Annotated in this window: 22 protein-coding genes and 1 riboswitch; of the genes, 11 read left to right on the top strand and 11 right to left on the bottom strand. The window is 67.4% G+C overall.

Annotated features, from left to right (window positions below; all coding sequences use genetic code 11):
* Positions 1-7: 7 nt before the first annotated feature.
* Entirely contained in the window at positions 8-403 is a 396-nt protein-coding gene (locus tag ACFVIV_RS09600; protein WP_379194384.1) for a nuclear transport factor 2 family protein, read from the top strand.
* Here ACFVIV_RS09600 and ACFVIV_RS09595 read toward each other — a convergent pair.
* On the bottom strand, positions 380-1798 hold the full coding sequence (locus ACFVIV_RS09595) for a threonine/serine exporter ThrE family protein (protein WP_379194936.1): 1419 nt from the start codon (positions 1796-1798) through the stop codon (positions 380-382). The genes ACFVIV_RS09600 and ACFVIV_RS09595 overlap by 24 nt on opposite strands.
* Before the next feature lie 112 nt (positions 1799-1910).
* Between ACFVIV_RS09595 and ACFVIV_RS09590 the strand changes: the two genes are divergently transcribed.
* The gene (locus ACFVIV_RS09590; protein ID WP_379194382.1) at positions 1911-3818 is read left to right on the top strand and encodes an acyl-CoA dehydrogenase; all 1908 of its coding nucleotides are present in this window, start codon (positions 1911-1913) and stop codon (positions 3816-3818) included.
* 31 nt (positions 3819-3849) lie between these two features.
* Here the strand turns inward: ACFVIV_RS09590 and ACFVIV_RS09585 are convergent, their stop codons facing one another.
* Both ACFVIV_RS09585 and ACFVIV_RS09580 read right to left on the bottom strand, forming a co-directional pair.
* The gene (locus tag ACFVIV_RS09585) at positions 3850-5649 is read right to left on the bottom strand and encodes a hypothetical protein (RefSeq protein WP_379194380.1); all 1800 of its coding nucleotides are present in this window, start codon (positions 5647-5649) and stop codon (positions 3850-3852) included.
* A 14-nt stretch (positions 5650-5663) separates the two neighbouring features.
* Positions 5664-6311, bottom strand: coding sequence for an LppP/LprE family lipoprotein (locus ACFVIV_RS09580; protein ID WP_379194378.1), 648 nt, complete (start codon positions 6309-6311; stop codon positions 5664-5666).
* A 117-nt stretch (positions 6312-6428) separates the two neighbouring features.
* Here ACFVIV_RS09580 and ACFVIV_RS09575 point away from each other — a divergent pair, with 117 nt between their 5' ends.
* Both ACFVIV_RS09575 and ACFVIV_RS09570 read left to right on the top strand, forming a co-directional pair.
* Positions 6429-7064 (top strand): class I SAM-dependent methyltransferase, encoded by a 636-nt coding sequence (locus ACFVIV_RS09575; protein WP_379194376.1) that lies wholly within the window; start codon positions 6429-6431, stop codon positions 7062-7064.
* Positions 7065-7143: 79 nt separating this feature from the next.
* On the top strand, positions 7144-7800 hold the full coding sequence (locus tag ACFVIV_RS09570; protein ID WP_379194374.1) for a phosphatase PAP2 family protein: 657 nt from the start codon (positions 7144-7146) through the stop codon (positions 7798-7800).
* On the opposite strand, the gene ACFVIV_RS09565 is transcribed toward ACFVIV_RS09570, so the two are convergent.
* The 3 genes from ACFVIV_RS09565 to ACFVIV_RS09555 form a co-directional block, all read right to left on the bottom strand.
* Positions 7766-8668, bottom strand: a complete 903-nt coding sequence (locus ACFVIV_RS09565; RefSeq protein ID WP_379194372.1) for an NERD domain-containing protein — start codon at positions 8666-8668, stop codon at positions 7766-7768. The two genes, ACFVIV_RS09570 and ACFVIV_RS09565, sit on opposite strands and share 35 nt — an antisense overlap.
* Positions 8669-8724: 56 nt before the next feature.
* Positions 8725-10101 carry a DUF2252 domain-containing protein gene (locus ACFVIV_RS09560; RefSeq protein ID WP_379194934.1) on the bottom strand — a complete coding sequence of 459 codons (1377 nt, stop codon included), beginning with the start codon at positions 10099-10101 and terminating at the stop codon, positions 8725-8727.
* 114 nt (positions 10102-10215) lie between these two features.
* A complete protein-coding gene (locus ACFVIV_RS09555; protein WP_379194370.1) occupies positions 10216-11916 on the bottom strand; it encodes a GMC oxidoreductase in 1701 nt (566 codons plus the stop codon).
* 291 nt (positions 11917-12207) lie between these two features.
* Here ACFVIV_RS09555 and ACFVIV_RS09550 point away from each other — a divergent pair, with 291 nt between their 5' ends.
* The 7 genes from ACFVIV_RS09550 to gcvP all read left to right on the top strand — a co-directional run bounded on the left by ACFVIV_RS09550 (position 12208) and on the right by gcvP (position 19303).
* Positions 12208-12825 (top strand): CDP-alcohol phosphatidyltransferase family protein, encoded by a 618-nt coding sequence (locus ACFVIV_RS09550; protein ID WP_379194368.1) that lies wholly within the window; start codon positions 12208-12210, stop codon positions 12823-12825.
* Between the two features lie 60 nt (positions 12826-12885).
* Positions 12886-13284, top strand: coding sequence for a glycine cleavage system protein GcvH (gene gcvH, locus ACFVIV_RS09545; RefSeq protein WP_379194366.1), 399 nt, complete (start codon positions 12886-12888; stop codon positions 13282-13284).
* Positions 13285-13469: 185 nt separating this feature from the next.
* Positions 13470-13940 (top strand): FHA domain-containing protein, encoded by a 471-nt coding sequence (locus tag ACFVIV_RS09540; RefSeq protein ID WP_379194364.1) that lies wholly within the window; start codon positions 13470-13472, stop codon positions 13938-13940.
* A 44-nt stretch (positions 13941-13984) separates the two neighbouring features.
* Positions 13985-14743: a MerR family transcriptional regulator gene (locus ACFVIV_RS09535; RefSeq protein WP_379194362.1), complete on the top strand. Its 759-nt coding sequence runs from the start codon at positions 13985-13987 to the stop codon at positions 14741-14743.
* Between the two features lie 81 nt (positions 14744-14824).
* Entirely contained in the window at positions 14825-15298 is a 474-nt protein-coding gene (locus tag ACFVIV_RS09530) for a bifunctional nuclease family protein (RefSeq protein ID WP_379194361.1), read from the top strand.
* A 213-nt stretch (positions 15299-15511) separates the two neighbouring features.
* The gene (locus ACFVIV_RS09525) at positions 15512-16078 is read left to right on the top strand and encodes a MerR family transcriptional regulator (protein ID WP_379194359.1); all 567 of its coding nucleotides are present in this window, start codon (positions 15512-15514) and stop codon (positions 16076-16078) included.
* Positions 16079-16183: 105 nt separating this feature from the next.
* A riboswitch (glycine riboswitch) is annotated at positions 16184-16300 on the top strand.
* Between the two features lie 165 nt (positions 16301-16465).
* Positions 16466-19303 carry an aminomethyl-transferring glycine dehydrogenase gene (gene gcvP / locus ACFVIV_RS09520; RefSeq protein ID WP_379194357.1) on the top strand — a complete coding sequence of 946 codons (2838 nt, stop codon included), beginning with the start codon at positions 16466-16468 and terminating at the stop codon, positions 19301-19303.
* A gap of 97 nt (positions 19304-19400) precedes the next feature.
* Here gcvP and ACFVIV_RS09515 read toward each other — a convergent pair whose 3' ends face one another.
* The 5 genes from ACFVIV_RS09515 to ACFVIV_RS09495 all read right to left on the bottom strand — a co-directional run bounded on the left by ACFVIV_RS09515 (position 19401) and on the right by ACFVIV_RS09495 (position 25353).
* The gene (locus tag ACFVIV_RS09515; RefSeq protein WP_379194355.1) at positions 19401-19817 is read right to left on the bottom strand and encodes a hypothetical protein; all 417 of its coding nucleotides are present in this window, start codon (positions 19815-19817) and stop codon (positions 19401-19403) included.
* A gap of 69 nt (positions 19818-19886) precedes the next feature.
* Positions 19887-21500: a VWA domain-containing protein gene (locus ACFVIV_RS09510; RefSeq protein WP_379194353.1), complete on the bottom strand. Its 1614-nt coding sequence runs from the start codon at positions 21498-21500 to the stop codon at positions 19887-19889.
* A gap of 186 nt (positions 21501-21686) precedes the next feature.
* Entirely contained in the window at positions 21687-21953 is a 267-nt protein-coding gene (locus tag ACFVIV_RS09505; protein ID WP_379194351.1) for a WhiB family transcriptional regulator, read from the bottom strand.
* Between the two features lie 40 nt (positions 21954-21993).
* Positions 21994-22533: an HNH endonuclease gene (locus ACFVIV_RS09500; protein ID WP_379194349.1), complete on the bottom strand. Its 540-nt coding sequence runs from the start codon at positions 22531-22533 to the stop codon at positions 21994-21996.
* Between the two features lie 630 nt (positions 22534-23163).
* The gene (locus ACFVIV_RS09495) at positions 23164-25353 is read right to left on the bottom strand and encodes a malate synthase G (RefSeq protein ID WP_379194347.1); all 2190 of its coding nucleotides are present in this window, start codon (positions 25351-25353) and stop codon (positions 23164-23166) included.
* Positions 25354-25475 lie beyond the last annotated feature (122 nt).

Here is a 25475-nt window from a genome sequence, read left to right as displayed (position 1 = left end):
TATGCGCATGACCGAGATGCCCGCACCCGACGCCGCCGAGAAGGAGATCCTGGCGGCCCACGAGAACTGGCTCGTGGCCATCGTCGCCAATGACGCGGCGCGCATTGCCGAATTCGTCACCGACGACTGGATCATGGTGTCCGAGCGCGGTATCGCACCCGGCCGGGAGTTCCTGGCGCTGGTGGCCGCGGGCGACCTGACCCATTCCTCCATGGAACGCGTGGGCGATCCGCGCATTCGCGTCTGCGGCGCATCCGCGGTGCTCACCGCCCGCATCGTGAATACCGCCCATTACCAAGGCAATCGCTTCGACGCCGACGAATGGACCAGCGACGTCTACGTGCACCGCGACGGCCGCTGGCTGTGCGCGCTGACACAGCTAACGAATGTCGCCCCAGCCTGAGAACTTGTTGCGAATACCGAAGCGTTCCATGATCGCCGGGCGGCGCAGGTCACGGGCGATCCATTCGCCCAGCGTCACACCGGCGGCCAGCGCGCAGCCCACCGCGCCGGCGCTGAAGAGCTGATTGAAGCCGATCAGCGTCTCGCTGTTGAGCAGCGCGTACAGGCCGCGATAGACCTTCAGGCCCGGCAGCAGCGGCGTGATACCGGCGACCGCGACCACCAGCGGCGGGGTCAGGGCGCGGCGAGCCAGCAGACCACCGGCCAGGCCGACCACCACGGCGGCGACGCCGGAGGAGACCACCGGGCCGAATCCGGCGTGCTGAACCATCAGATAGACGGCAATGGCCGCCGTACCGCTGAACGCGGCCGCGGCCAGCGCGCGGCGCTCGGCATAACAGGCCAGCGCGAACGCCAGCGAGGTGATCGCGCCCGCGAGCAGCTTGAGCGGGAGATTCTCCAGATCTCGCGACGGCGTCATATTGACCGTCGGCACCGTGAAATTGAGCTGCTCGGAAATGCGCAGCGTCAAGATGATGCCCGCGATGATGCCGGTGGTCATCATGACGACCTCGAGTATGCGGGCCGACGCGGTGATGGGCGCGCCGGTAATGGCGTCCTCCACCGCGCCGACCAGTTGTAAACCGGCCAGCAGCACCGCGATTCCGGCCGCGATGATCAGCGCCGGATCCAATTTCAACTGCGACGCGAACGTGGAGATGAGCACCGCGGGTATCGCCGCGATGGCGCCGCCCACCATGTGCTGGAAGAAGAAGGGCAACCCGCGTCTGTTGAGCCGGCGATTGGCGCGGTCGATGGCGGTGGTGGTGGCGAAACTGATCAGGGCGATCAGCAGACCGCCATTGAGCAGCAGCGCCACCGCCGCCGCCATGAGCGCCCAGCCGAACGTGGACCACCAGCGGTTGTACGGATGCGGCGCCGAAGTGATCTCGTCGAGCGCGGCCAGCGCCACCTCCGGCGGCAGCAGCTCGCGGCGGATGCGGCGGGTCAATCGGTCGACGGCCGCGAGCCGGGTGAAATCGAGCGAGCGGTAGTTGACCACGCTCATGGTGCTCGCCGGCGGCAGGCTCGGGCCGCGGTCGACCGAGATGCGGATGGAGTTGTAGGTGACGTCGATGGCGATATTGGACAGGCCGTAGGTGGAGGCGATGAACTCGATCTGGGCGGAGGTGTCGGTGACCGCGGTGCCGGCATCCAGCACGACCTCGCCGACCCGCTCGGCCAGATCCAGTACCTGGGTGACCTTGGCGTCGTCGGTGAGATCGATCGGCTGCAGCGGCGCGGGCGCCTCGACCACGGCGTCGACGGTGGCGCGGCGCTCGGCCACCAGCCGATCGGTGACGCCGTTCAGCAGCCGCCGCCACCGTTCGCGCAGCCCGGCCGGGGGCCCTTCGAGTTCGGTCGCGAGATCGTTGCTCACAGGGAAAACGTACACGGGTGCCCGAGATCACCCGGTTGTGTAGATCGAGGGCACTAGGGTTTGCAGTATGGCGAGCGACGGCGATCGGACAGCGGACCACCTACGCGCGGCCCTCGACGGCTCCTGGCGAGAAGTACGGGAGAAGGCGCGCGAACACCTCGACGACGAACGCCTCTACGGCGACCCCTACCTCGACTATCGGGCGGCGCGCGCCCGCGTGCTCGAGCAGATGCGCCTCGTCTCGTCCTTCGGCTGGGCCGAGAAGGGCTTCCGCCGCGAGAACGGCGGCTCCAGCGATCCCGGCGCGGCCGTCACCGCGCTGGAGATGCTCGCCTACACCGATCTGTCGCTGTGGGTGAAATGCGGTGTGCAGTGGGGACTTTTCGGCGGCGCGGTGGAGAACCTCGGCACCGAACGCCATCGCCCGTTCGTCGAACAGCTGCTGTCGCTGGACCTGCTCGGCTGTTTCGCCATGACCGAAACCGGCCACGGCAGCGATGTGGCCAACCTGGAGACCACCGCCACCTACGACCCGGCGACCCAGGAGTTCGTGGTGCACAGCCCGACTCCGTCGGCGCGCAAGGATTACATCGGCGGAGCGGCCGAACACGCCCGCATGGCAGCGGTTTTCGCGCAGCTGATCACCGGCGGGGAAAGCCAGGGCGTGCACTGCTTCGTGGTCCCCATCCGCGACGCGGACGGCAATGACCTGCCCGGCGTCACCACCTCCGACTGTGGTCTCAAGGGCGGCCTGCCGGGCGTCGACAATGGGCGAATCATGTTCGACCAGGTGCGAATTCCGCGTGAGAACCTGCTCAACCGGTACGCCGACGTGGCTCCGGACGGGACATACGGCTCCGAGATCGAGAACCCCAGCCGCCGCTTCTTCACCACCCTCGGCACCCTGGTCCGCGGTCGCGTCAGCGTCGGGGGAGCGGCCGCCGCGGCGGCGCGCCTCGGGCTGAGCATTGCCGTGCGCTACGCCGAAAAGCGCCGCCAATTCGCCGATCCCGACACCGGCGAGGAAACCGTGCTGCTCGACTACCGCAGCCACCAGCGCCGCCTGCTGCCCCTCATCGCCCGCTCCTACGCCCTGGCCTTCGCCCAGAACGACCTGGTCCGCCGCATGCACCTGGTGCAGACCGGCCAAGACCTGGACCCGAACGCCCAGCGCGCCTTGGAAAAACGCGCCGCCGGCCTCAAAGTGGCGCAAACACGCCACGCCACCGATGCCATCCAGGAATGCCGCGAAGCCTGCGGCGGCGCCGGCTACCTCACCGAAAACCGTTTGGTCACACTGAAAGCCGACACCGACGTCTTCACCACCTTCGAAGGCGACAATGTGGTCCTGACCCAGCTCGTGGCCAAGGAACTCCTGACCGCCTACGCCGACGAGGTCCGCGACCTGGATGCCCTGGGCTGGGTTCGCTTCGCCTCCACCATGACCCGCGACGTGGTCCGCGACCGCACCGGCGTCCGCCAGCTCATCCAGCGCCTGCGCGACCGCTCCGACCAAGGCGTCGACGACGGCGATCTGGCCCGCCGCGAGGTTCAGCTCCAGCTCTTCGCCGACCGCGAGGACTACCTCACCCGCACCGCCGCCCACCGCCTGCGCGCCCGCGCCAAGGAAACCGGCCCCTTCGAAGCCTTCAACAACGCCCAGGACCACATCCTCACCGCCGGCGCCGCCCACATCGACCGCCTGGTCCTGGAAGCCTTCATCGAAGGCATCGCCGGCATCGAGGACCCCGAGGCCCGCAAACTGGCCGAAGCCGTCTGCGACCTGTACGTCTACACCACCATCGAACAAAACCAAGCCTGGTACATCATGCACCGCTTCATGTCCGTGGAACGCGCCAAAGCCGTCCGCCGCGGCATGAACGAACTCGTCGACCGCCTCCGCCCCCAAGCCCTCACCCTCATCGAGGGCCTCGGCGTCCCCGAACGGATGCTCCGCGCCGCCATGCTGGCCTGAAGCATCAGCGAGGGCATTCCATACGGGGAGGCTATTGGCAGAACTGGGCTTTCGCGGCGAAGGGGTCGCGGGGGATGCGGAGGGTCGTACGGGACAGGGAGCCGGTGAGGTTGGACCAGAAGCGGGGCAGGGTCATGGGCTGGGTCACCGAGTCGATCAGTTCGGCCAGGGCGCCGCAGGATAGGGCTTCGCGGGCGGCGACTACTTGGGCCTTGGTGACGTCTTCGGTGTCGCGCATGTGAGGGATGACGGCCGGATCGGCGTATTGGGCCAGGACCCAGGCTGGGGGGAGCCATTTTTCGTGGCCGGGGCGGCCGGGGTGTTCGAGTTGGAGGTGGGCGGCGAGGGGGGAGGCGAGGCCGTTGACGTCGATGACGGTGCCCTGGAGCGGCATGATGGCGGCGGCTATGCCCATGTTGTTGTAGAAGTAGCCGCTGCGATCGGGGACCGTGGGGGACATGGGGATGGTCCACAGGAGGCCGTCGGCGGTTATGCGGGTGCGCATCACGAGGGTTCGGTCGGGGCGGTGGGTGAAGGTGGCGAGGGTCGCCATCAAGGTGGAGTCTTTGCGGCGGGACTCGGCGGTGGGATTGGGGTCGTTGTAGGCCACTGTTTCGTAGGTGCGTTCATCGGTGATGCCGGTGGGGCCGAATTGCTTTCCGTGGTAGGGCGGTTCGAGGAGCAGGCCGGCGAGCAGCGCCCAGGCGGCGAGTAGCGCCACGCCGATCGATTCCAGGCGGCGGCTTCGGTCCACCGGTGCCATCAGGACCGGTAGCAGCAGTGCGAACAGGACGGGAATCCACAGTCTGGCGTGCATGTAGTCGCCGCCGACCCGCACGAGGTAGAGGGCGAGGGATCCGGCGACGAGCGGCGGTGCGGCCATCAGCACCGCACTGCGGCGATCGACCACGGTGCGGTCGAGCATTCGGGTGCTCATGACGGCGATCACGAGCAGCGGGATCCACAGCAGGTAGGCGCCCATGAAATCGTTGAGGTACGACACGCCTTGGGTCCACCGTGAGTTGCTCGCCTCCTTGGCCAAAGCCGGTAGCGGCACGAGGATTCCGTAATAGCCGGCGCGGAAAACCTCGTAGGAGACGGGCAGCAGCAGGCCGGCGGCGCAGTACTGCACGCCTCGTCGGCGGCCCGGCCGCGTCAGCACCAGCGCCGTCGCGCCGAAGACCATGGCGGCGAGCACGAAATCGGGTCGGATCAACGGACCCAGCCCGATCACCGCCATGGTCCCGAAAACGTGCCTCCGGCCGGCCTTTTCGGTGGTCGAGACCAGCGACCACCACACGGATCCGAGCCAGCACAGGCTCAATCCGGTTTCCAATCCCGAGGTCGCGTAGTCCCAGAACCCGCCGACCGCGAGCGGCACCAGCGCACCCACCGGCAGCAGCATCCCCTTCTCGCCGCGCTGCCGATGCAATGCCACACACCCGGCCAGACCCGCCGCCAAGCCCGCCATCGCGAGCAGCAGGCCGAATCCGACTGCCGCCGTATCGATCTCGCCGGGCCAGACGGCCGCGACACCGGCGAGCAGCCAGACCCACAAGGGACTGGTGCCCGCCTCGGCACGTTCGAACGGGTTGTAGTCGGGCCCCGCGCCCGCCAGGATCTGCTGCACCACGCGGACCACGATCAGGCCGTCATCGCTGATCCATCGCCGCTGAAAGGCCAGCACACCGAACACCAGCACCGACAGCAGGCCCGTGTACAGAGTGATGCGACCGGCCCACACCCCGACCGCGCTGTCACGCACCACTCTTCGCGGTGCGACCGACAGCTGCACGCGATCGATGGTCGCGGCGCTCGCATCGGTCCCCATCCGTACCCGAACCCTCACCGCTCCGGCGGGAACTGCCCGCTGGCCTGAATCTTGCCGCCCGCCAGCGTGAAACTCACCACGCTCGGCCCGCCCTGCGGACAGCACAGCGGCTCATCGGCGGTCAGCCACTGGTACTGCACCCGCACCGTGTCCTTGGTCTTGCCGAGTATCTTCGTGTACCCGTACGGCTCGGCGGTGGCCGTGCCGAGCCACTCGCCATCGGCGAAATACAGAATGTGCAGGTACGGGTGAATATCGCCCGACAGCACCGTCATCCACGACAGCGTGCCCGCGCACCCCTGCGAGATCGGATCGTCGCTGGCGGACTCGATCCGCCACGGCCCGGTCGCCGGCACCGCCAACCGGCTCACCGCGTCATTCGCCAGCTGCGAGTTCAGGTCGAAACAGAATCCGTGCCCGCTGCCGTTCGGCGCGGGATTCGCCGTCACCGGCGCCACGGTGGGTTGCTGCGACTCCACCGCATCGCCGCCCTGATTCCCCGCCGGAGTTTCCCCGCCCGGGTTCTCTTCCGGCGCTGCGGCAGTCGTGCTCCGGCTCGGGCTCGGAGCGCTCACCGGGTTCGACACGGTGGTCCCGCACCCGCTGACACCAGCCACGATCCCGGTCACCAGCGCAGCGAACACCATCGGTTTGATTCTCATGATCTCCCTCGGCTCCTCCCCGACCCGAATGCTGACGATCTAGACGCTAGGCCGCCGCCCACACCCCCACTATCGGTCGAATGCCCCAATTCTGTTTCCGCGGACTAGACTTCGAGCGTGCCGTCCGACGCGCCGTTGCCTGCTGATCGCCTGTTCGACCTGCTCGGGGCCGACTATGAGAAGGCGTTCGGCCACCTGCCCGAACAACACGCGGCGCTCGAGTGGCTGGGTGAGCGCCTGCGGGCGGGGGCTCGGGTACTCGATGTCGGAAGCGGCACCGGTGTGCCCACCGCGCGAGTGCTCGCCGACAAGGGCTTCCGGGTGGAGGGGATCGATGTCTCGGGGGTGATGGTCGAACTGGCCCGGCGGCAGGTTCCCGAGGCCGTCTTCCATCGGGCCGATGTGCGCGAATTCCAGGTGGAGCCGGGCAGTGTGGATGCCGTGTGCGCGTTCTTTCCCCTGTTGCAGATGACCCGCGCGGACATCGATGTGTCGCTGCATCGAATGGCGGAGTGGCTGCGGCCCGGAGGCTACCTGGTACTGGGCACGGTGCCGGGCGATGTGGAACAGGTGGACATCGTGTTCATGGGACACGCGGCCCGGGTCAGCAGTTATGCCGCCGCGGACTATCCGGATCGTGTGCGGTTGGCGGGGCTGGAGATCCTGGAGTTGCGGGAACGCGAGTTCGTCCCGGACCACCGGGATGGCGTGCCCGAGAATCACCTGTTCGTCTACTGTCGCCGGCCGGAGTGAGGCCCGCGGCGGGCGGACCGAGGCTCGGTTGGCGCTGTGCTGTCCCGGCCTCGTCCGGGCATCCCGCTATCGTGCTCGGGTGAACCGATCGACCGATTCCGCGCCCGCCGGGCTTGCGGGGTATGCGCGCCGGGCGGCGCTGCCCGCCCTGATCGTGGCGGCGGTGCTCGTGACCGTGGTTGTGCCGCAGTTCTTTCCGGCCGATGGCGGGCCGACGGGGTTCGATCGGGCGGTGGGGGAGCACATCCATTCGTCGTTCGACGGGCATGCGGGGATCTATCGGGTGCTGGTGGCGCCGAGTGATGCGCTCGTTGTCACCGGGCTGTTGTTCGCGGGGGTCGCCTGGTTCGCCTATCGGCGGCAGTGGTGGCAGGCCGGGTTCGTGCTCATTGCGCCCGAATTCGCCATCGGGGTGAATGCGCTGCTGCTCAAACCCTTGTGGGATCGGCCGCTGGAGAATTATCTGGCTTATCCGAGCGGGCATACCGTGCATCTGGTGGCGGTGGTGACCGCCTTCGCGCTGGCGAGTGAGTCGGCGCGGGTCCGGGTGACCGTGGCGGTGGTCATGGCGGTCGTGCTGCCCGTGGTGCTGGTCGGGATGGTGGGCATGGGCTATCACTACCCGTCCGATGTGGTCGGCGGGGCGGCGGCCGCGGTGGCGCTGGTGGCGGCCGGGTATCTGCCCGTGCGGTACTGCGCGCTCAGAGCGGACCGTAGGCCACGATCCCCGCGATGATGAACCAGACCACCCAGAGCACGGCGATCACCATGCCGATGGTCAGCATCAATCGCATGAAGCCGCGGCCGAGCTCGAGTTCGCCCTGCTGGCGCGGGTACAGCCTGGACGGGCTGAACCACGGGGTGGGCACGGTGAGGCGGTGGCCCGCCTCGGCGGCTTCGCGTTCCTTGCGGGCCTGCTCCTCGGCATAGGCCTCGGCTTGCGCCTGCTGGGGGCCGCCGTGCCAGAGGGTGATGTCGACCGGGCCCAGGAAGCCCTCGTTGAGCAGGTCCTGGGGTGCGGGCAGGTACGGGAGGATGCCCAGGCCGCGGAAGGCCCAGGCCACGTCATTGGCCGACCACTGGGGGCGGCCGCGCGAGGACAGCGTGTTGAAGTAGTCGCGCAGCCGCCGCGGATCGTCGCCGAGCAGGACCTGGAAGCTGGGGTCGCTCCACAGCTGCTGCACCCGCACATTCGAGCCGGACGTGGGGACCACCAGCACCGCGCCGTGCACCACGCGCTGGCCGAGGCCGCGTTCGGCCAGCCAGTTCTGCAGCGCGAAGGTGTGATCGCGGGATTTGTCCAGCGGAGTGCGCTTATCGCCGCCCTCGAAGCCGATGAGCTTGTCGCCCATTCGCCACGGGCCGTTGAGCGGGACCTCGAGCTCGCCCTCGCTGCGCTCCACCAGCGCCTCGGCCTCGATGACCACGCAGCTGGTCGGCGTCCAGATCACCGCGTCGAACGGATAGAGCCGATCACCGTGGAACAGGCTGCAATTGACGGTGGCCACGCCCTTGGGGTCGCCGCGGCCCTTCCAGGTGCGCAGCCAATCGATGAGCACCTTCTCGGCATGGGTGCCGGCGGTGTTCTGCACGCGGACGAGCATCGGCTCTCACCTTCCTCGTCGAGAAGACACGGCTGAGTGCATCGTACGCGGCCGGATCACTCCGTATCGGCCGCCACGCGGCCGTCTTTCACCGCCGCCACCAGTTCGGCGTGATCGGCCTCGGTGCGATCGGCATAGCGCACCGCGAACCGGGCCACCGCCTCGTCGAACTCCTCGGACTCGCCGAGATAGCCTGCGACCAGGCGCGGATCGAGCGACCGGTGGTGTGCCCGCGCCAGCAGCGCACCCGCCAGCCGGCCGTAATCGTCCAGATCGCCGGGTTCCACGGCCGCCGGATCGATACTGCCCTTCAGATTCCGGAACTGCCGCACGATGAACGGCAGTTCCGCCCCGCCCAGCCGCAGCGTGGTCCAGCCCAGCAGAATGTCGGACTCGGCCTGAACCATCCTGGTGGACTGCACGATTCGCTCACCCTCGTGCCGTGCGGGCTCGGGCGGCAGATACGGCGAGAGCGCCGAGGGCCGCGCCTGCTTGATCTGCAGCACCAGCACCTCGTCCGCATTGCCCTGCAGCAGCGCCAGATACGAGTGCAGGCCCACGCTGCCGGTGCCCACGATGCGGAAGGCGATATCGGACACCGAGTATCGGGCGATCAGCTGCCGCCGCGATTCGCGCAGCGTGCCCGCGTATTCGGTGAGCCCGTCGATCACGGCCTCCGCGACGGCCTCCTCGACCGTGGTCAGAATCGGCGGATCGGCCACGAATTTGTGTGTGCTGATACCGGTTTCGTGATCCTCGAGATGCTCGGTCCACTTGCGCGCCACCTTGGCGCTGGTGTTCTTGCGCGCCTTCTTGGCCGCCTTGCGGAAGTCGTCGAGCAGCGCGTCCGCCCGCACCCGGCCGAGCACCGATTCATCGGGCAGTGCGTTCCACGAGGCGAGGAAAGGCTGCTCGGCCAGTACGGCCATGACCAGCCGATAGGAGCGGGCGCTGTCGCGCGCGGCGTCGAAACAATCCTGCTCGGATGCCCCGCCCTCGCGGCCCGCCAGCACCAGGCTGGCCGCCAGCCGCTCCAGATCCCACTCCCACGGCCCGGGCACCGTCTCGTCGAAATCATTGATGTCCATGACGATTTCGCCGCGCGGCGTGCCGTACAACCCGAAATTGGCGGCATGCGCGTCACCGCACAGCTGCGCGGTGAGCCCGCTGGTCGGCCCGCCCGCCAGATCGGCGGCCATGAGCCCCGCCGCACCCCGGAAGAAGGTGAACGGCGAGGCCGCCATGCGCCCGTGCCGCAGCGGGATCAAATGCTCCAGCCGCCCGCGATTGCTGGTCTCCAGGAACTCCAGCACGCCGGGCCGATTCGCCCCGGCCGCCTCCCGATCCCGCGCACCGACCGGAGTGCGATCCCGCAGTGCGCGGCCGCGGGCCCGCACCTCCTCGGCCGAGACGGGGGAGCGGAAGTCGATCATGTTGGAGCTCACGGAAACACAACTTACCGGCGGGTCGCCGTGGTGCCTAGCGAGCGCCGTCGGACGTAGTCCGTCCTCAGTCCGCGCATGGCCGGAGCGAAGGCGGAGGTACGCCTAGTTGACCGGAATGGCCGGATCGGCAGGGAAGATCGGGAGCTTCAGCGCACCCGGAGCAAACTCCGGAACGGTCGGCTGTTTGGGCGCCACCGGGCGGATGCGGCGGTAGGGCGCCCCCAGCTCCGGACGCGGATCGGCCTCACCCCGATTGGGCCAGAACGCCATGGCCCGCTCCGCCTGCGCGGTAATGGTGAGCGAGGGATTCACGCCCAGATTCGCCGTCACCGCCGACCCGTCGGCGATGTGCAGCCCGGGATGCCCGAACACCCGCTGATACGGGTCCACCACACCGGATTCCGGTCCCTCGCCGATCACGCATCCGCCGATGTAGTGCGCGGTCGCCGGAATATTGAACACATCCATGATCAGGCTGTGCACATCGCCGTTCACCTTCTTGCCGAACCGCCGCCCGACCTCGTGCGCCAGCGGAATCCAGGTCGGATTGGGCTGCCCCGTACCCTGCCGGGTCTTGAGCTGCCCCCATTTGCGATACGAGGTCAGCGAATTGTCGAGGGACTGCATGACCAGCAGGATCACCGACTTCTCCGAGGCCCGGTGCGCATTGAGGCTGCGCGCGAACACGATCGGATGCAGCAGGATGGCCAGCAGGAACCGCAGGAACCGGAACGCCCCGCCGTCCACGATCGGCACCGACAGCGGGAACAGCCCGTTCTGTCCCTTGCCGTAGTGGCACACCTCGATATGGGTGCTCTCCTCGGGATGAATCGAGGAGGTGATGGCCACGCCCTGCGCGAAATCGTCGCGCTCATTGCTCACCACATTGAGAATGGCCTCGGAATTGGACCGGGTCAGCTCGCCCAGCCGCGGCGACAGATTCGGCAGCACCTGCTCGTCGCGCATCTGGTGCAGCAGCTTCTGGGTGCCCAGCGCGGCGGCCGCGAACACCACCTGCTGGGCGGTGAACACCCTGCGCTGCTTGCGAACCCAGCGATCCGAGCGCGCCGTCTCGATGGCGTACCCGCCGTCGTCGCCGGCCAGCGGCCGCACCTTGGTGGCGGTGGTCAGTTCGAACACGTGCGCACCGGCCTGTTCGGCCAGGTACAGATAGTTCTTCGGGGTGGTGTTCTTCGCATTGTGCGGGCATCCGGTCATGCACCGCGCGCAGTGGATGCACCCGGTCCGGCGCGGCCCGGCCCCGCCGAAGTACGGGTCGTCCACCTCGACGCCCGGATTCTCCTCGTTGAAGAACACGCCCACATTGGTGGCATGGAAGGTGTGCGCCACGCCGAGGTCCTCGGCCACCGAGCGAATCACCTCGTCGGCGGGGGTGATGCGCGGATTCGGCGTCACGCCGAGCATGCGCTGCGCCTGGTCGTAATAGGGCGCGAGCTCGGATTTCCAGTCGGTGATGTGCGCCCACTGCCGGTCGGTGTAGAACTGCGGCAGCGGCTCGTAGAGGGTATTGCCGTAGATCAGCGATCCGCCGCCCACGCCGGAGGCGGAGAACACCGCGCACTTGCCGAGCACGCTGATGCGCTGGGTGCCGGTCATTCCCAGGCGCGGGGCCCAGATCGCCTTGCGCACATTCCAGTTCGTCTTGGGAATGTCCTCGGCGTTCCAGCGGCGGCCGGATTCCAGCACGGCCACCCGGTAGCCCTTCTCGGTCAGGCGCAGCGCACTCACGCTCCCCCCGAACCCGGAGCCGATCACTACGACGTCGTAGTCGAAGTCGGGCATGGTCTTTCCTCTCGCAGGACTGACTGTTTACTTCGATGATGAGAGAGGGCTGTATTCATTCTCTCATCAACTCGGTATGGCGGACACCATATAGAGTCGATGCGCTCTCGGGCGTCCGGGGCAAGGCGATTGGTGGATTGCTGTCGAGGTTCGGGGCCGGCTCGATTTTGGACTGAGTGGAGCGGGGGAGCGAAGCGGAGGAGCGGAGGGAGGGAAAAATCGGGCTTGCAGGCCCCGAACCCGCCGGAGCGCAGCGGAGGCAAATTAGGCACAGCGTGGTAAGACCGGGGGGTGACAACCGAGCGGAACGCCGAACCGGTGTACAGCGACCGCATCTTCACCGTGCCCAACGTCCTGTCCGTGCTGCGGCTCATCGGCGTCCCCGTCTTCCTGTGGCTGCTGCTGGTCGAGCGGGCCGACGGCTGGGCGTTCGCCCTGCTGGTCGTCAGCGGTGTCACCGACTTCCTCGACGGCAAGCTCGCACGGCTGCTCGATCAGTCTTCCAAACTCGGCGCGATTCTGGACCCCCTGGTGGACCGGCTTTATCTGCTGGCGACCCTGGGCGGCTTCCTGATTCGCGGCATTCTGCCCTGGTGGGTGGTTCTCATACTGGTCGGTCGAGATCTGATCTTGACGCTGCTGCTGCCCGTCTACAAGCGCCGCGACCTGCCGCCCCCCGAGGTCATCTACCTGGGCAAGGCCGCCACCTTCGCGCTCATGTCCGCGCTGCCCTGGCTGCTGGCCGGTCAGATGGATTGGGCCGCCGCAGGTTTCGGCCGGGCCTTCGGCGGTGCATTCTTGATCTGGGGCACCGCGGTGTACGTCTGGACCGGCATCCTCTACGCCGGTAAGGCCGTCGCCGTGGCCCGAGCGATACCGCCCGTGCCGCACGAAGATCAGCATGGATAGGGTGTGGCACACGGATCGACCACGATCCCGGAAGGACCGCCCGTTGAAAGGACACCATCTGTGACCGACCTACCCCAGGACCTGCGCTACTCCGAAGAGCACGAATGGGTTCGCACCGTGGCACCGACCCGGGTGCGAGTGGGCATCACCGACTACGCCCAGTCACAGCTCGGTGACGTCGTCTTCGTGCAGCTGCCCGAGGCCGACAAGAAGGCCGACGCCGGCGAGAGCATCGCCGAAGTGGAGTCCACCAAGAGCGTCTCGGACATCTACGCCCCGCTGGCCGGGAAAGTTGTTGCGGTGAACGATCTTCTGGCCGGCGCGCCGGAGACCCTCAACACCGATCCCTACGGCGACGGCTGGCTGTTCGAGCTCGAGGTCGAGTCGGCCGAAGCGCTCGACGCGGCGCTCGGCGGTCTGCTGGATGCCGCAGGTTATCAAGGAGTTATCGGAGGCTGAAGGAGCCTTCACAGTTCTACCTGCACAGGTACGACCTGGCAGGGTACGGTCAATGCCAACAGATGTGCCGGCAGCCGGTGCCCGGGACTTTCGGGACCTATCCGACAGCTTGAAGGGCCGGTGGCCGTGACGCTGAAGGCATCAACTGCTTGCATGGATTATTCGGTTCGAGGAGGAGAGCAAGGGTGAGCGAGAACAAAGACCCGGGTTACCAGGAGACGGCAGCAGAGACCACTTCGGTGTTCCGTGCCGATTTCCTGAACGAGGTCGACACGTCGCGCACCGAGCAGACCGGCGAGCAGCCGGTGCAAGGGGTCGAGGGTCTCCCTGCGGGCGCGGCTCTGCTGGTCGTCAAGCGCGGCCCGAATGCCGGTTCGCGGTTCCTGCTGGATCAGCCCACCACCTCTGCGGGGCGTCACCCCGACAGCGACATCTTTCTCGACGATGTCACCGTCAGCCGCCGGCACGCGGAGTTCCGCCAGGACGACGACACCTTCCAGGTCGTCGATGTGGGCAGCTTGAACGGCACCTATGTGAACCGGGAGCCGGTGGATTCCTCGGAGCTGCAGAACGGCGACGAGGTGCAGATCGGCAAGTTCCGTCTCGTGTTCCTGACCGGGCCCCGTCCGCAGACCAGCGACGCGGGCACGCTATAGGACCACCTGGAATGACTGGCGCAGCGCAGTGGACACGCGGGGGCATGTCGATCGGCTCCGTGTTGGATCTGCTGCGTCCGGATTTCCCGGACATCACCATCTCCAAGATCCGGTTCCTCGAATCCGAGGGGCTGATCAGCCCGGAGCGCACGCCTTCGGGTTACCGCAGGTTCCACATCGCCGATGTGGAGCGCCTGCGGTTCGTGCTGACGGCGCAGCGGGATCAGTACCTGCCGCTGAAGGTGATCAAGGAACAGCTCGAAGCGATCGACAGTGGGGCGGCGACGCTCGGGGTGCGGGAACGCGAAGCCCGCGCCCGGGCGGGCGTCGAAGCGGTTGGGGAAGCCATGTCCGCCAACGGGGGGAGCCGCCTGCGGCGGCTCGGCGTCGTGCCCGGTGAGGTGTCGCCCGAGGAACTCCGGTTCGATCACGAGATCCGGATTCCGCGGGCGGACCTGCTGGAGCAGGCGGGAATCGACGAGAAGTTCCTGACCGAGCTCATCCGGGCCAATCTCATCACCCCCGGCGCCGCCGGGTATTTCGATTCGGATGCGGTGACCTTGGCCCGCACCGCGAAGGCATTGAGTGAATTCGGTTTGGAAGCAAGGCATCTGCGCGCGTTCAAACTCGCCGCGGATCGCGAGGCCGCGATGGTGGCGCAAATCGCCGCGCCCATCGCCAAGAGTCGCGACGCCGACGCCCGCGCCCGCGCCGAGGAGACAGTGCGCGAGTTGGCGGCGCTGTCGCTGACCCTGCACACCTGCCTGGTGAAGACCTCGGTGCGTGCTTCACTCGGGGGCTGAAATCTTCGCCTAGACTCGGTGATACGGCAGGCTCCGCGGTGTCAGTGCTGGGCAGCCGGCGAGTTTATGGGAGGCAGTGCGATGAGCGAAATGCGTGTGATCGGCATCCGTGTCGAACAGCCACAGAACCAGCCCGTGCTGTTGCTCCGCGAGGTGTCCGGCGACAGGTACCTACCGATTTGGATCGGCCAGGCCGAGGCGACCGCGATCGTGCTCGAACAGGAAGGCGTCACGCCCATCCGGCCGCTGACCCACGATCTGATCAAGATCCTCATCAAGGAGCTCGGTCACACCTTGAAAGAGGTGCGGATCGTGGATCTGCAGGAGGGCACCTTCTACGCCGATCTGGTCTTCGAGAACGAGCTGCGCGTCTCCGCGCGCCCGTCCGATTCCGTCGCCATCGCCCTGCGGGTGGGGTGCCCGATCTACGCCGAGGAAGCGGTGCTCGAGGAAGCCGGACTGGTCATGCCGGACGAGCGCGAGGACGAGGTCGAGAAGTTCAAGGAGTTTCTCGAGTCGGTGTCGCCGGACGACTTCAAGGCGACCGACAGCTGATCTTCAGGGCCGTTGCAAAATCGTGTCTCGACCTGAGGTTTAGGTATAGAAACACGCGGTCCGTCAGGCTTGGTGGTACCCGATACTCCCGAGACAATCAGGAGAGTAGCCTCGACAGTTAGGCCAACGCTCCAGCGTCGATGCAGTAAGTATCCGGGACAGCGCAGTGTCCAGGACACGAGCCCTGATAGGCCAGCAGTAAGGGAGTAGTCAGTGGGAGATCAACCGCACTCGCAGGATGTGGTGCAGCCTGGGCTGTTCCCCGATGACACGGTGCCGGACGACCTCGTCGGCTACCGGGTGCCCAGCGCCTGCCAGGTGGCCGGGATCACCTATCGTCAGCTCGATTACTGGGCCCGCACCGGGCTGGTGGTCCCGTCCATTCGCAGCGCGACCGGATCGGGCAGCCAGCGGCTGTACTCCTTCAAGGACATCCTGGTTCTCAAGATCGTCAAGCGGCTGCTCGACGCCGGCATCTCACTGCAGAACATCCGCATCGCCGTGGATCATCTGCGCAGCCGGGGCGTCGAGGATCTGGCCGGGATCACGCTCTTCTCCGATGGGGCCACCGTCTACGAATGCTCCTCGCCGGAAGAGGTCGTCGATTTACTGCAGGGCGGACAGGGCGTCTTCGGCATTGCCGTCAGCGGCGCCATGCGCGAGCTCACCGGGGCCATCGCCAACTTCCCGGCCGAGCGCGCCGAATCCGGCAGCACCTCGGACCGGCCCGAGGACGAACTGGCCTTCCGCCGCAAAGCCCGCATGAGCAAGACCGGTTAGACAGGACCCGATGACGCGCGCTGCCCCCGGCAGCGCGCGTTTGTTGTGTGAAACCGGCCCAGGCAACACGCCTGTAACTTGGCGCGAATTAGACTGGCGTTGCGTCGCAGCCGTGCGGGAGAGTCCTGAGCCGATCCGCCGAATACCGGTGGGGCAGCACAGGCGCCGAAGGAGCAGCACCTCCCCGTCAATCTCTCAGGCACAAGGGACCGTGCGGAGTTTCGGCGCCTCTGGAAAGCGGTGGTCGCGAGCCACCCGCCCATGGTGAAAGGGCCACCGGCGCTTGCGCTGTCGATGGCCTGAATCTCTCAGGCGCCCAGGACAGAGGGGGAGGGCAGACGACCGGTCGGCCGCGAGGCCGACTTCCCGCCCACCCTTGGAGCTGCCGTGCAGACCCGTTCCTTCGCCGACCGCCACATCGGGCCCGACCAGGGCGAACTCGACCGCATCCTGCAGGTCGTCGGCATCGAATCGCTGGATGATCTGGCCGCGAAGGCCATTCCCGCCAGCATTCTCGACGCCGCCGGAAGCAATGGCCTGGACGCGCTGCCGCCGGCCGTGAGCGAGCACGAGGCGCTCGCCGAGCTGGCCGCGCTGGCGAACGCGAATACGGTGGCCACCACCATGATCGGGCTCGGGTACTACGACACCCTGACCCCGCCGGTGCTGGTGCGCAATCTCATCGAGAACCCGGCCTGGTACACCGCCTACACGCCGTACCAGCCGGAGATCAGCCAGGGGCGGCTCGAGGCGCTGCTCAACTTCCAGACCATGGTCTCGGATCTGACCGGCATGGATGTGGCCAATGCGTCCATGCTGGACGAGGCCACCGCCGCGGCCGAGGCGATGACGCTGCTGCAGCGGGCCAATCGCAAGAGCAAGTCGCCGCGGCTGCTCATCGACGCCGATCTGTTCCCGCAGACCCGGACCATCCTGTTCACCCGCGCCGAACCGCTGGGGATCGAGATCGTCGAGGCCGACCTGTCCGGCGGCGTGCTGCCCGAGGGCGAGTTCTTCGGTGTGATCGTGCAGCAGCCGGGCGCCTCCGGGCGGATCGTGGACTGGACCGCGGTCATCGCGGCCGCCCACGAGCGCGGTGCGCTGGTGGCCGTGGGCGCGGATCTGCTTGCCATGACGCTGATTACGCCGCCCGGTGAGCAAGGCGCGGACGCGTGCTTCGGCACCTCGCAGCGCTTCGGCGTGCCGCTCGGATTCGGCGGACCGCATGCGGGATATCTCGCGGTGCGCTCGGAGCACGCGCGGCAGCTGCCGGGCCGGCTGGTCGGCGTGTCCGTGGACGCGGACGGCGATGTGGCCTACCGGCTCGCGCTGCAGACCCGCGAACAGCACATTCGCCGTGAGAAGGCGACCTCCAATATCTGCACCGCGCAGGTGCTCCTGGCCATCGTGGCCGCCATGTACGCCTCCTACCACGGGGCCGACGGGCTCAAGCAGATCGCGCGGCGGGTGCACGGGCACGCGCAGTGGCTGGCCGCCGGACTCGGCGACGCGGTCGTGCACCAGACCTTCTTCGACACCGTGCTGGTGCACGTGCCCGGCGGCGCGGAAGCCATTGTGGCCAAGGCCAAGGGGAGCGGCATCAACCTGCGCCTGGTCGACGCCGATCACGTCGGCATCGCCTGCGACGAGGCGACCACCGACGCGCATGTGGTGGCCGTGCTCGACTGCTTCGGCGCGGAGGTCCCGGTCGGGCCGGAAGGCGCGCTGTTCCACGGCCGGCCGCGCCCGCACATCGAGGTCCGCACCTCGGAATTCCTGACCCACCCGGCATTCACCCGCTACCGCACCGAGACCGCCATGCTGCGCTACCTGCGTTCGCTCTCGGACAAGGACATCGCGCTGGACCGCAGCATGATTCCGCTCGGCTCCTGCACCATGAAGCTCAATGCCGCCGCGGAGATGGAATCCATCACCTGGCCCGGCTTCAACCGCGTCCACCCGTACGCGCCGGTCGAGGACGCGCCGGGCCTGATCAAGCTCATCGCGGACCTGGAGGGCTGGCTGACCGCCGTCACCGGCTACGACCGAGTCTCCTTGCAGCCCAATGCCGGTAGCCAGGGCGAGTACGCCGGGCTGCTGGCCATCCGCCGCTACCACCTGGATCGCGGTGACACCCACCGCGATACCTGCCTGATCCCCTCCAGCGCCCACGGCACCAATGCCGCCTCGGCCGCCATGGTCGGCATGCGCGTGGAGGTGGTGAAGACCCGCGAGAACGGCGACGTCGATCTCGACGACCTGCGCGCCAAGATCGCCGACCACGCCGACCGCCTGGCCTGCATCATGATCACCTATCCGTCCACCCACGGCGTCTACGAGCACGAGGTCGCCGAACTCTGCGCCATGGTCCACGACGCCGGCGGCCAGGTCTACGTGGACGGCGCGAACCTCAACGCCCTTGTCGGCCTTGCCCGTCCGGGCCGCTTCGGCGGCGACGTCAGCCACCTGAACCTGCACAAGACCTTCTGCATCCCGCACGGCGGCGGCGGTCCGGGCGTCGGTCCGGTCGCGGTCCGCGAGCACCTGGCGAAGTACCTCCCGGGCGACCCCCTGGAATCCGGTTCGCACGCGGTCTCCGCGGCCAAGTACGGCTCGGCCTCCATCCTGCCGATCACCTGGTCCTACATCCGCATGATGGGCGCCGACGGCCTGCGCAAGGCCACCCTCACCGCCATCGCCTCCGCGAACTACATTGCGCGACGGCTCGATCCGCACTTCCCGGTCCTCTACACCGGTGACAACGGCATGGTCGCCCACGAGTGCATCCTGGACCTGCGCGAAATCACCAAGCGCACCGGTGTCACCGTCGACGACGTCGCAAAGCGCCTGGCCGACTACGGCTTCCACGCCCCCACCATGAGCTTCCCCGTCGCCGGCACCCTCATGGTGGAGCCCACCGAAAGCGAAAACCTCGAAGAGATCGACGCTTTCATCGACGCCATGATCGCCATCAAGGCCGAGATCGACCAGGTCGAAGCCGGCGTCTGGCCGGTGGAGGACAACCCCCTGCGCGGCGCACCCCACACGGCCGCCAGCCTGGTCGGCGACTGGAACCACCCCTACAGCCGCGAAACCGCCGTCTACCCCATGGGCCTGAAGAGCCCCCGCCCGAAGGTCTGGCCCTCGGTCCGCCGCATCGACGGCGCCTACGGCGACCGCAACCTGGTCTGCTCCTGCCCGCCCCTGGACGCCTACGGCGAGTAGGTCCACGGCTCGGCCGCTGCCTCGGTAGCTGAAATACGGAGCGCCCCATCGGTTTCCGGAACCGGTGGGGCGCTTCGCTGTGGTGGCGACGAGTCCGCTAGACCTTGGAGTCGGTGTGCCAGGTGGAGACGGCCCAGATGACGACCACGCACAGGGCGATGATCAGGATGGACCAGGCGGGGTAGTAGGGGATCCAGAGGAAGTTTTCCACGATGGCGAGGGCGGCCAGGATGATGGCGGCCACCTTGCCCCAGGTGGTGCCGGCCAGGAGGCCGATGGCGGCGATGATGATGACCGCGCCGATGATGATGTGGATCCAGCCCCAGGTGGTGGTGTTGAACTTGTAGACGTAGTCGTCGGTGACGACCAGGAGGTTGTCGGAGGCGACCGCGGAGATGCCCTGGAGGATGTCGAGGACGCCGATGATGAGCAGCAGGATGCCCGCCGCGATGGATGTTCCGGCCGCAAATCCCTGTTTGACCGAAGATTCTTCGGTACCTGAACTGTGTGCCATGCGGTGAATATGCCACGAGATTGCTGGTGGGTGGCTACATCGTGACCGTCGTGTTGCAAACGGTGTGGGTCAGGGGGTGGTGAGGGCCTTGGACACCGCTGTTCCGTACGCGAGGTCATTGGAGGAGGTGACCTTGGTGTAGCTGCCGCCTGTTCGCTGGGTGAGGGTTTGCAGGGTTTGGGTGCCGTTGCCGCCGATCACGATGACATCGATACGGATCGGTTTGGCCGGATTGGCGAGAGCGGCGATATCGGTGAGCAGCTGTTCGCCGGTGATGGTCGAGTCGTCCTGGGGGCCGTCGGTGATCAGCAGGATCGAATTGGTGCGCCCGGTCGTGTAGTTCTCCAGGGCGGATCGGTAGGCGGCTTCCAGCGTCGGATATGTCCGATCCGGGGCGATGGTGGACGCGGACACGGCGCCGAGGGCCTGGGTGACGGCGGTGCGCTGCTGATCGGTGAGCGCCGCGGTCGGGGCGGCGATGCGATACGGGTTGGAGCCGTCGGTGGTCTTGGCGTAGGTCCACACGCCCAGCCCGAACTCCGGCGGCATGACGGTCATCGTGGACTGCAGTGCGGCAAGGGAATTCGCCAGGCGGGTCATGGAGCCCTCCGCCGTCGACATGGACGACGAGGTGTCGAGCAGCACGGTGGCGTGCACGCCGAGCACCGGATTGGCCAGGACCTGCTGCACCTGGGTCAGCACGGCCTTGGCGGGGACGGCCGAGGTGGCCGGGGGAGCGGCGCCGAAACCGTTGTCGGTGAACAGCTTCGACTGCTCCGGAGCGCGCAGGTAGTCGATGAAGAGTCCGGCGACCAGGTTCTGGGTCTGGTTCACCCAGTTGCCGACGATCTCCGCCGCCGGGTAGTCGTCCACCGGCCCGTTGCCGACGGGGCGGTAGGCGGTCAGGCCCGGATTCGTGCGGATCTGCTGTTCGGTGGCCGCGACGGCGTGCAGCGGCGCGGCCGGATCGAGGGCTGCCGCCAGCTCGGTGAGCGCGGTCGCCGGATCCTTGGCCGCGGGGGCGGTCGCCGCGAGCTGGGAGACGGCCGAGATGACCTGGCCCGAGCGGGCCGCGGTCTCATCGAGGGGATCGGTGCCGGAGACGCCCGAGCCGACCGCCGTGGCCACGGCCAGGGACGCGTCCCCGGCCGGCATGGCCAGGCGCAGCGGGCCCCACGCGGGGAGGCCGAGGTCGGCCAGCGAACCTTGTTGCAGCCGTGGCAGATCCGCCCACTTCGTCTGGGCGGTCTCCATGGCCCTGCGCAATTCGTCGGGCACGGCGAGCGCGATCGGGCTGACGGCGATGGGCTGCGGCGTGCCCGCGATGAGCCCCGGCACGCGCATGAGCTCCACCGAGCGCATGGACTCGGGAATCCACAGACCGGGCTGCGGGCCCAGCGCCGGATCCCACGGCGCGTTCGCCACGGCTCCGGCGAAGGCCGTCACCATGGCGGCCGAGGACTGCGGGTGCACCGCAACCAGCGCGCAATGGTCGCGCACATGCGGCTTGGTCGCATTGAAGCGCTCGGCCGCGGCCTTGACCGGTTCGGCGATGGTGGGATCGACCGTGACATTCAACGTCACCGTGCCCTCCACGCACGCCGCGGCGGCCGCGCTGTCGCGATCCTTGGAGCGTTCCTGCAACCAGGCCCAGCCGACGACGGCCAGAGCTAGCACGATCACCGCTACCACTGCGACGATTGGTCCCTTGCTGACACCTCGTGACCTGCTCGCGGCGCGATGAGTACCCACGATCTTCAGTGTATGTTCACGCGAAATTAGCTGCCTGACCCGGGCGGTTACGCGCAATCCGACCGGCATGAAATCGGCGGCCACCCCGGATGGAATGGCCGCCGATCGGTGTTCCGCTCAGTCGCGGATCATCTTGCCGCGGTCGTACTCGTGCCCGCCCCACACACCGGACTGGCCGGTGCGCGACGCGAACTCACCGCACTCGCGGCGGATGGGGCAGCCGGCGCAGATGCTTCGCGCGTAGTCGAAGTCCTGCGACGGGTACGGGAACCACGCCTCATGGTTGGGGTCACCCTGGCACGCGGCGTGCGCCCAGTAGTCCTTCGAATCGGAGATGGGGAGCAGATCCGCCAGGTTCAGCTCCCGAACTTCAGTTGTAGTCATCGGATCTCGCTCCTTTCACGTCCGATCACCTTGTTTCCACTTAGCTGGCGGCCAGGTCCTTCCAGATCTGGCGCTGCCTTCTCTCCATGTCATTGGGGGCCTTGGGCTCCCACAGCAGCCGCATCCCGGCCTCCTCCGGAGTCCGGTCGGCCTTGTAGGTATTGCACGGCCCGCACGCGGCGATCAGGTTGGCCCAGGTATTCGGCCCACCCCGCGACCGCGGCCGAATGTGGTCAACCGTGCGCGCCCACCCGGCGCAGTACCCGCACCGGTACCGGTCACGCCGCAGCACGGCCGGGAGGGTGGCGCGGCTCTCGTCGTGCACCAGCACCCGGTGCTCGAGATACACGTACCGCGTCAGCCGGATGGTCTCCGGCAGCGCGATCTCCACATGCTTCGAGCGAATCGGGAAGTACGGCTCGCGATCGACCACGGTCTCGGCCGCGCCGCTCAGCAGCAGCACCACAGCGCGTTCGGCGTGGATCTCGTGCAGCGCCTCGAACGAGGCATTGAGCACGAGCACGCCGCTGTGTATCCAGTTGTCGATGGTTATTTCCGGGTCGGCATGACGGAACAGCATGGAGGTCACCATGTTTCGTGAAAGAGAATCGAACAGAAAGGAGAGTCGGATTGCGCTAGACGAGCGCCGGGAGACGGCTGGTACGCCGGCCGCCGCGCTCATCGCGCTTCATATCGCCCGTAAGTCGGGCCTGCGATCCCATCAACACCGAATGCTGCTCTGGAAACACCGGATTCATGCCGTCTCCTCCTCTCTGCCGCTAGTGGCCCTGCAGGCCGGTTGATCATTCTCGAAACTGATGGTGACACAACGGCCCAGCCGTTGTCGCTGACTTTTTCGCCCCGCCGGGACCGGCCGTTAACAGCAGCAAGCCCCCTCGCCGTACACACACAACGAGGGGGCTGGCGACTTTGTTCCGGGAGAGACCCGGATTACAGGTCTCAGAGTGGCATCGGCCCCGAGGACCCACTGGACGCCCACGACCACGCCGCATTGACGCGAGCCAGGACCAGATTGACGACATCGAGGACGGTAGAACCCATCGACTTACCTCACATTCGGGCGGATATCGCAGCGCAGCGTAACCGCGATCGCGAGGGTGCGGAACGCGTTGGCGCAAATGAGAATCCCCCGGCCGACGACGGTCGGCCGGGGGATTCCCGAGTTGCTCGGCCGAGGCGGCCGCGCGGATTACGCGCCGAACTTGGCGTTGTACTCCTTCGCCTCGCGGCGGCGGCGGTGCAGGATGGGCTCGGTGTAGCCGTTGGGCTGCTTCGTGCCCTCGAGGACGAGTTCCTTGGCGGCCTGGAAGGCGATGGAGCCCGCGAAGTCGGGGGACATCGCGCGGTAGCTCGGGTCGGCGGCGTTCTGGCGGTCGACGACGGGGGCCATGCGCTCCAGGGAGGCGATGACGTCGGCTTCGGAGACGATGCCGTGGCGCAGCCAGTTGGCCATCAGCTGGGAGGAGATGCGCAGGGTGGCGCGGTCCTCCATGAGGCCGATGTCTTTGATGTCGGGGACCTTGGAGCAGCCGACGCCCTGGTCGATCCAGCGGACCACGTAGCCGAGGATGCCCTGGGAGTTGTTGTCCAGCTCCTGCTGGATCTCCTCCGCGGACCAGTCGGTCTTGGGGGCGAGCGGGATCTCGAGGATCTCGTCGACGGTGGCGCGGGCGCCGCCCTTGGCGATCTCGGCCTGCCGCTTGAACACATCCACCAGGTGGTAGTGGGTGGCGTGCAGGGTGGCGGCGGTGGGCGAGGGGACCCAGGCGGTGTTGGCGCCGGACTTGGGGTGGCCGATCTTCTGAACCAGCATCTCGGCCATCAGGTCGGGCATGGCCCACATGCCCTTGCCGATCTGCGCCTTGCCGGGCAGGCCGGTGGCGATGCCGGTGTCGACATTCCAGTCCTCGTAGGACTTGATCCACTGCTGGGCCTTCATCTCGGCCTTGCGGACCATGGGCCCGGCCTCCATGGAGGTGTGGATCTCGTCGCCGGTGCGGTCCAGGAAGCCGGTGTTGATGAAGACCACGCGGTCCTTGGCGGCGTGGATGGACGCCTTCAGGTTGACCGTGGTGCGGCGCTCCTCGTCCATGATGCCGACCTTGAGGGTATTGGCGGGCAGGCCCACCACGCCCTCGATGCGGCCGAACAGCTCATTGGTGAAGGCGACCTCGTCCGGACCGTGCATCTTCGGCTTCACGATGTAGATGGAGCCGGTGCGGGTGTTCTTCAGCGTGGTGTCGCCGACCAGGGCGTGCTTGGCGGCCAGCACCGTGATCAGGCCGTCCATGATGCCCTCGGGCACCTCATTGCCGTCCTTGTCCAGGATGGCGTCGGAAGTCATGAGGTGACCCACGTTTCGCACGAACAGCAGCGAACGACCGTGCAGCACGAGCTCACTGCCGTCGAGCGCGGTGTACACGCGGTCCGGATTCATGGTGCGGGTGAAGGTCTTGCCGCCCTTGGAAACCTCTTCGGCCAGTTCGCCCTTCATCAGGCCCAGCCAGTTGTGGTAGCAGAGAACCTTGTCCTCGGCGTCCACCGCGGCGACCGAATCCTCGAAGTCCATGATGGTGGTGACCGCGGACTCCAGCACGACGTCCTTGACGCCGGCGGTGTCGGTGGCACCGATCGGGGAGGACGGATCGATCTGGATCTCGATGTGCAGCCCGTTGTGCTTCAGCAGCACCGAGGTCGGGTTGGCCGGATCACCCAGGTAGCCGACGAGCGCATCGGAATCGGCGAGGCCGATATCGGTGCCGTCCTCGAGGCCGACCACGAGCTCGCCGTCCTCGATGGCGTACTTGGTCGAGCCGATGTGCGAGCCGGTGATCAGCGGCACGGCGTCGTCGAGGAAGTTGCGGGCCCACTCGATGACCTTGTCACCGCGAACCTTGTTGTAGCCGGAGCCCTTCTCGGCGCCGTTCTCCTCGGAGATGGCGTCGGTGCCGTACAGCGCGTCGTACAGCGAACCCCAGCGCGCGTTCGCCGCATTGATGGCGAAGCGGGCGTTCATGACCGGCACGACCAGCTGCGGTCCGGCCTGGGTGGCGATTTCGGCGTCCACGTTCTCGGTACCGATCTGGAAATCGGCCGGTTCGGGACGCAGGTAGCCGATCTCGGTGAGGAACTGCTTGTAGGCAGCCTTGTCGTAGCCCGTGCCGGGGTTGGCGCGGTGCCACTCGTCGATCTTGGCTTGGATGTCGTCGCGTTCTGCCAGCAGAGCACGGTTGCGGGGAGCGAGGTCGTTGATGACGGCCTCGGCACCCGACCAGAACGCGGCGGAGTCTACGCCGGTACCGGGAAGAGCCTCGTTCTCCACGAACTCGTGCAGAACGCGCGCGACCTGGAGCCCGCCGACCTGAATCCGCTCTGTCATCTACTGCCTCGTTTCGAGATAGCCGGGTGGAAAAAAGTACGCCCGTCATGTTACTCGCGGGTCAATACGGGTCGTGCGCGGCACCGCTGTTCGGGGGTGGTTCCCGGGCGCTCGCGAGGTCT

Origin of the sequence: Nocardia sp. NPDC127526 (assembly GCF_042672265.1) — a bacterium.
GTDB lineage: Bacteria > Actinomycetota > Actinomycetes > Mycobacteriales > Mycobacteriaceae > Nocardia.
Note: the sequence above shows the minus strand (reverse complement) of the source record. Positions and strands in the feature narration are given on the sequence as shown.

Coding starts and splice junctions, on each gene's coding strand:
- ACFVIV_RS09495 (WP_379194347.1), bottom strand. CDS start 25,353: ATGACAGAGCGGATTCAGGTCGGCGGGCTCCAGGTCGCGCGCGTTCTG.
- ACFVIV_RS09515 (WP_379194355.1), bottom strand. CDS start 19,817: ATGGCACACAGTTCAGGTACCGAAGAATCTTCGGTCAAACAGGGATTT.
- ACFVIV_RS09555 (WP_379194370.1), bottom strand. CDS start 11,916: ATGCCCGACTTCGACTACGACGTCGTAGTGATCGGCTCCGGGTTCGGG.
- ACFVIV_RS09600 (WP_379194384.1), top strand. CDS start 8: ATGACCGAGATGCCCGCACCCGACGCCGCCGAGAAGGAGATCCTGGCG.
- ACFVIV_RS09500 (WP_379194349.1), bottom strand. CDS start 22,533: ATGCTGTTCCGTCATGCCGACCCGGAAATAACCATCGACAACTGGATA.
- ACFVIV_RS09580 (WP_379194378.1), bottom strand. CDS start 6,311: ATGAGAATCAAACCGATGGTGTTCGCTGCGCTGGTGACCGGGATCGTG.
- ACFVIV_RS09535 (WP_379194362.1), top strand. CDS start 13,985: ATGTCGATCGGCTCCGTGTTGGATCTGCTGCGTCCGGATTTCCCGGAC.
- ACFVIV_RS09590 (WP_379194382.1), top strand. CDS start 1,911: ATGGCGAGCGACGGCGATCGGACAGCGGACCACCTACGCGCGGCCCTC.
- ACFVIV_RS09505 (WP_379194351.1), bottom strand. CDS start 21,953: ATGACTACAACTGAAGTTCGGGAGCTGAACCTGGCGGATCTGCTCCCC.
- ACFVIV_RS09530 (WP_379194361.1), top strand. CDS start 14,825: ATGAGCGAAATGCGTGTGATCGGCATCCGTGTCGAACAGCCACAGAAC.
- ACFVIV_RS09560 (WP_379194934.1), bottom strand. CDS start 10,101: ATGATCGACTTCCGCTCCCCCGTCTCGGCCGAGGAGGTGCGGGCCCGC.
- ACFVIV_RS09565 (WP_379194372.1), bottom strand. CDS start 8,668: ATGCTCGTCCGCGTGCAGAACACCGCCGGCACCCATGCCGAGAAGGTG.
- ACFVIV_RS09585 (WP_379194380.1), bottom strand. CDS start 5,649: ATGGGGACCGATGCGAGCGCCGCGACCATCGATCGCGTGCAGCTGTCG.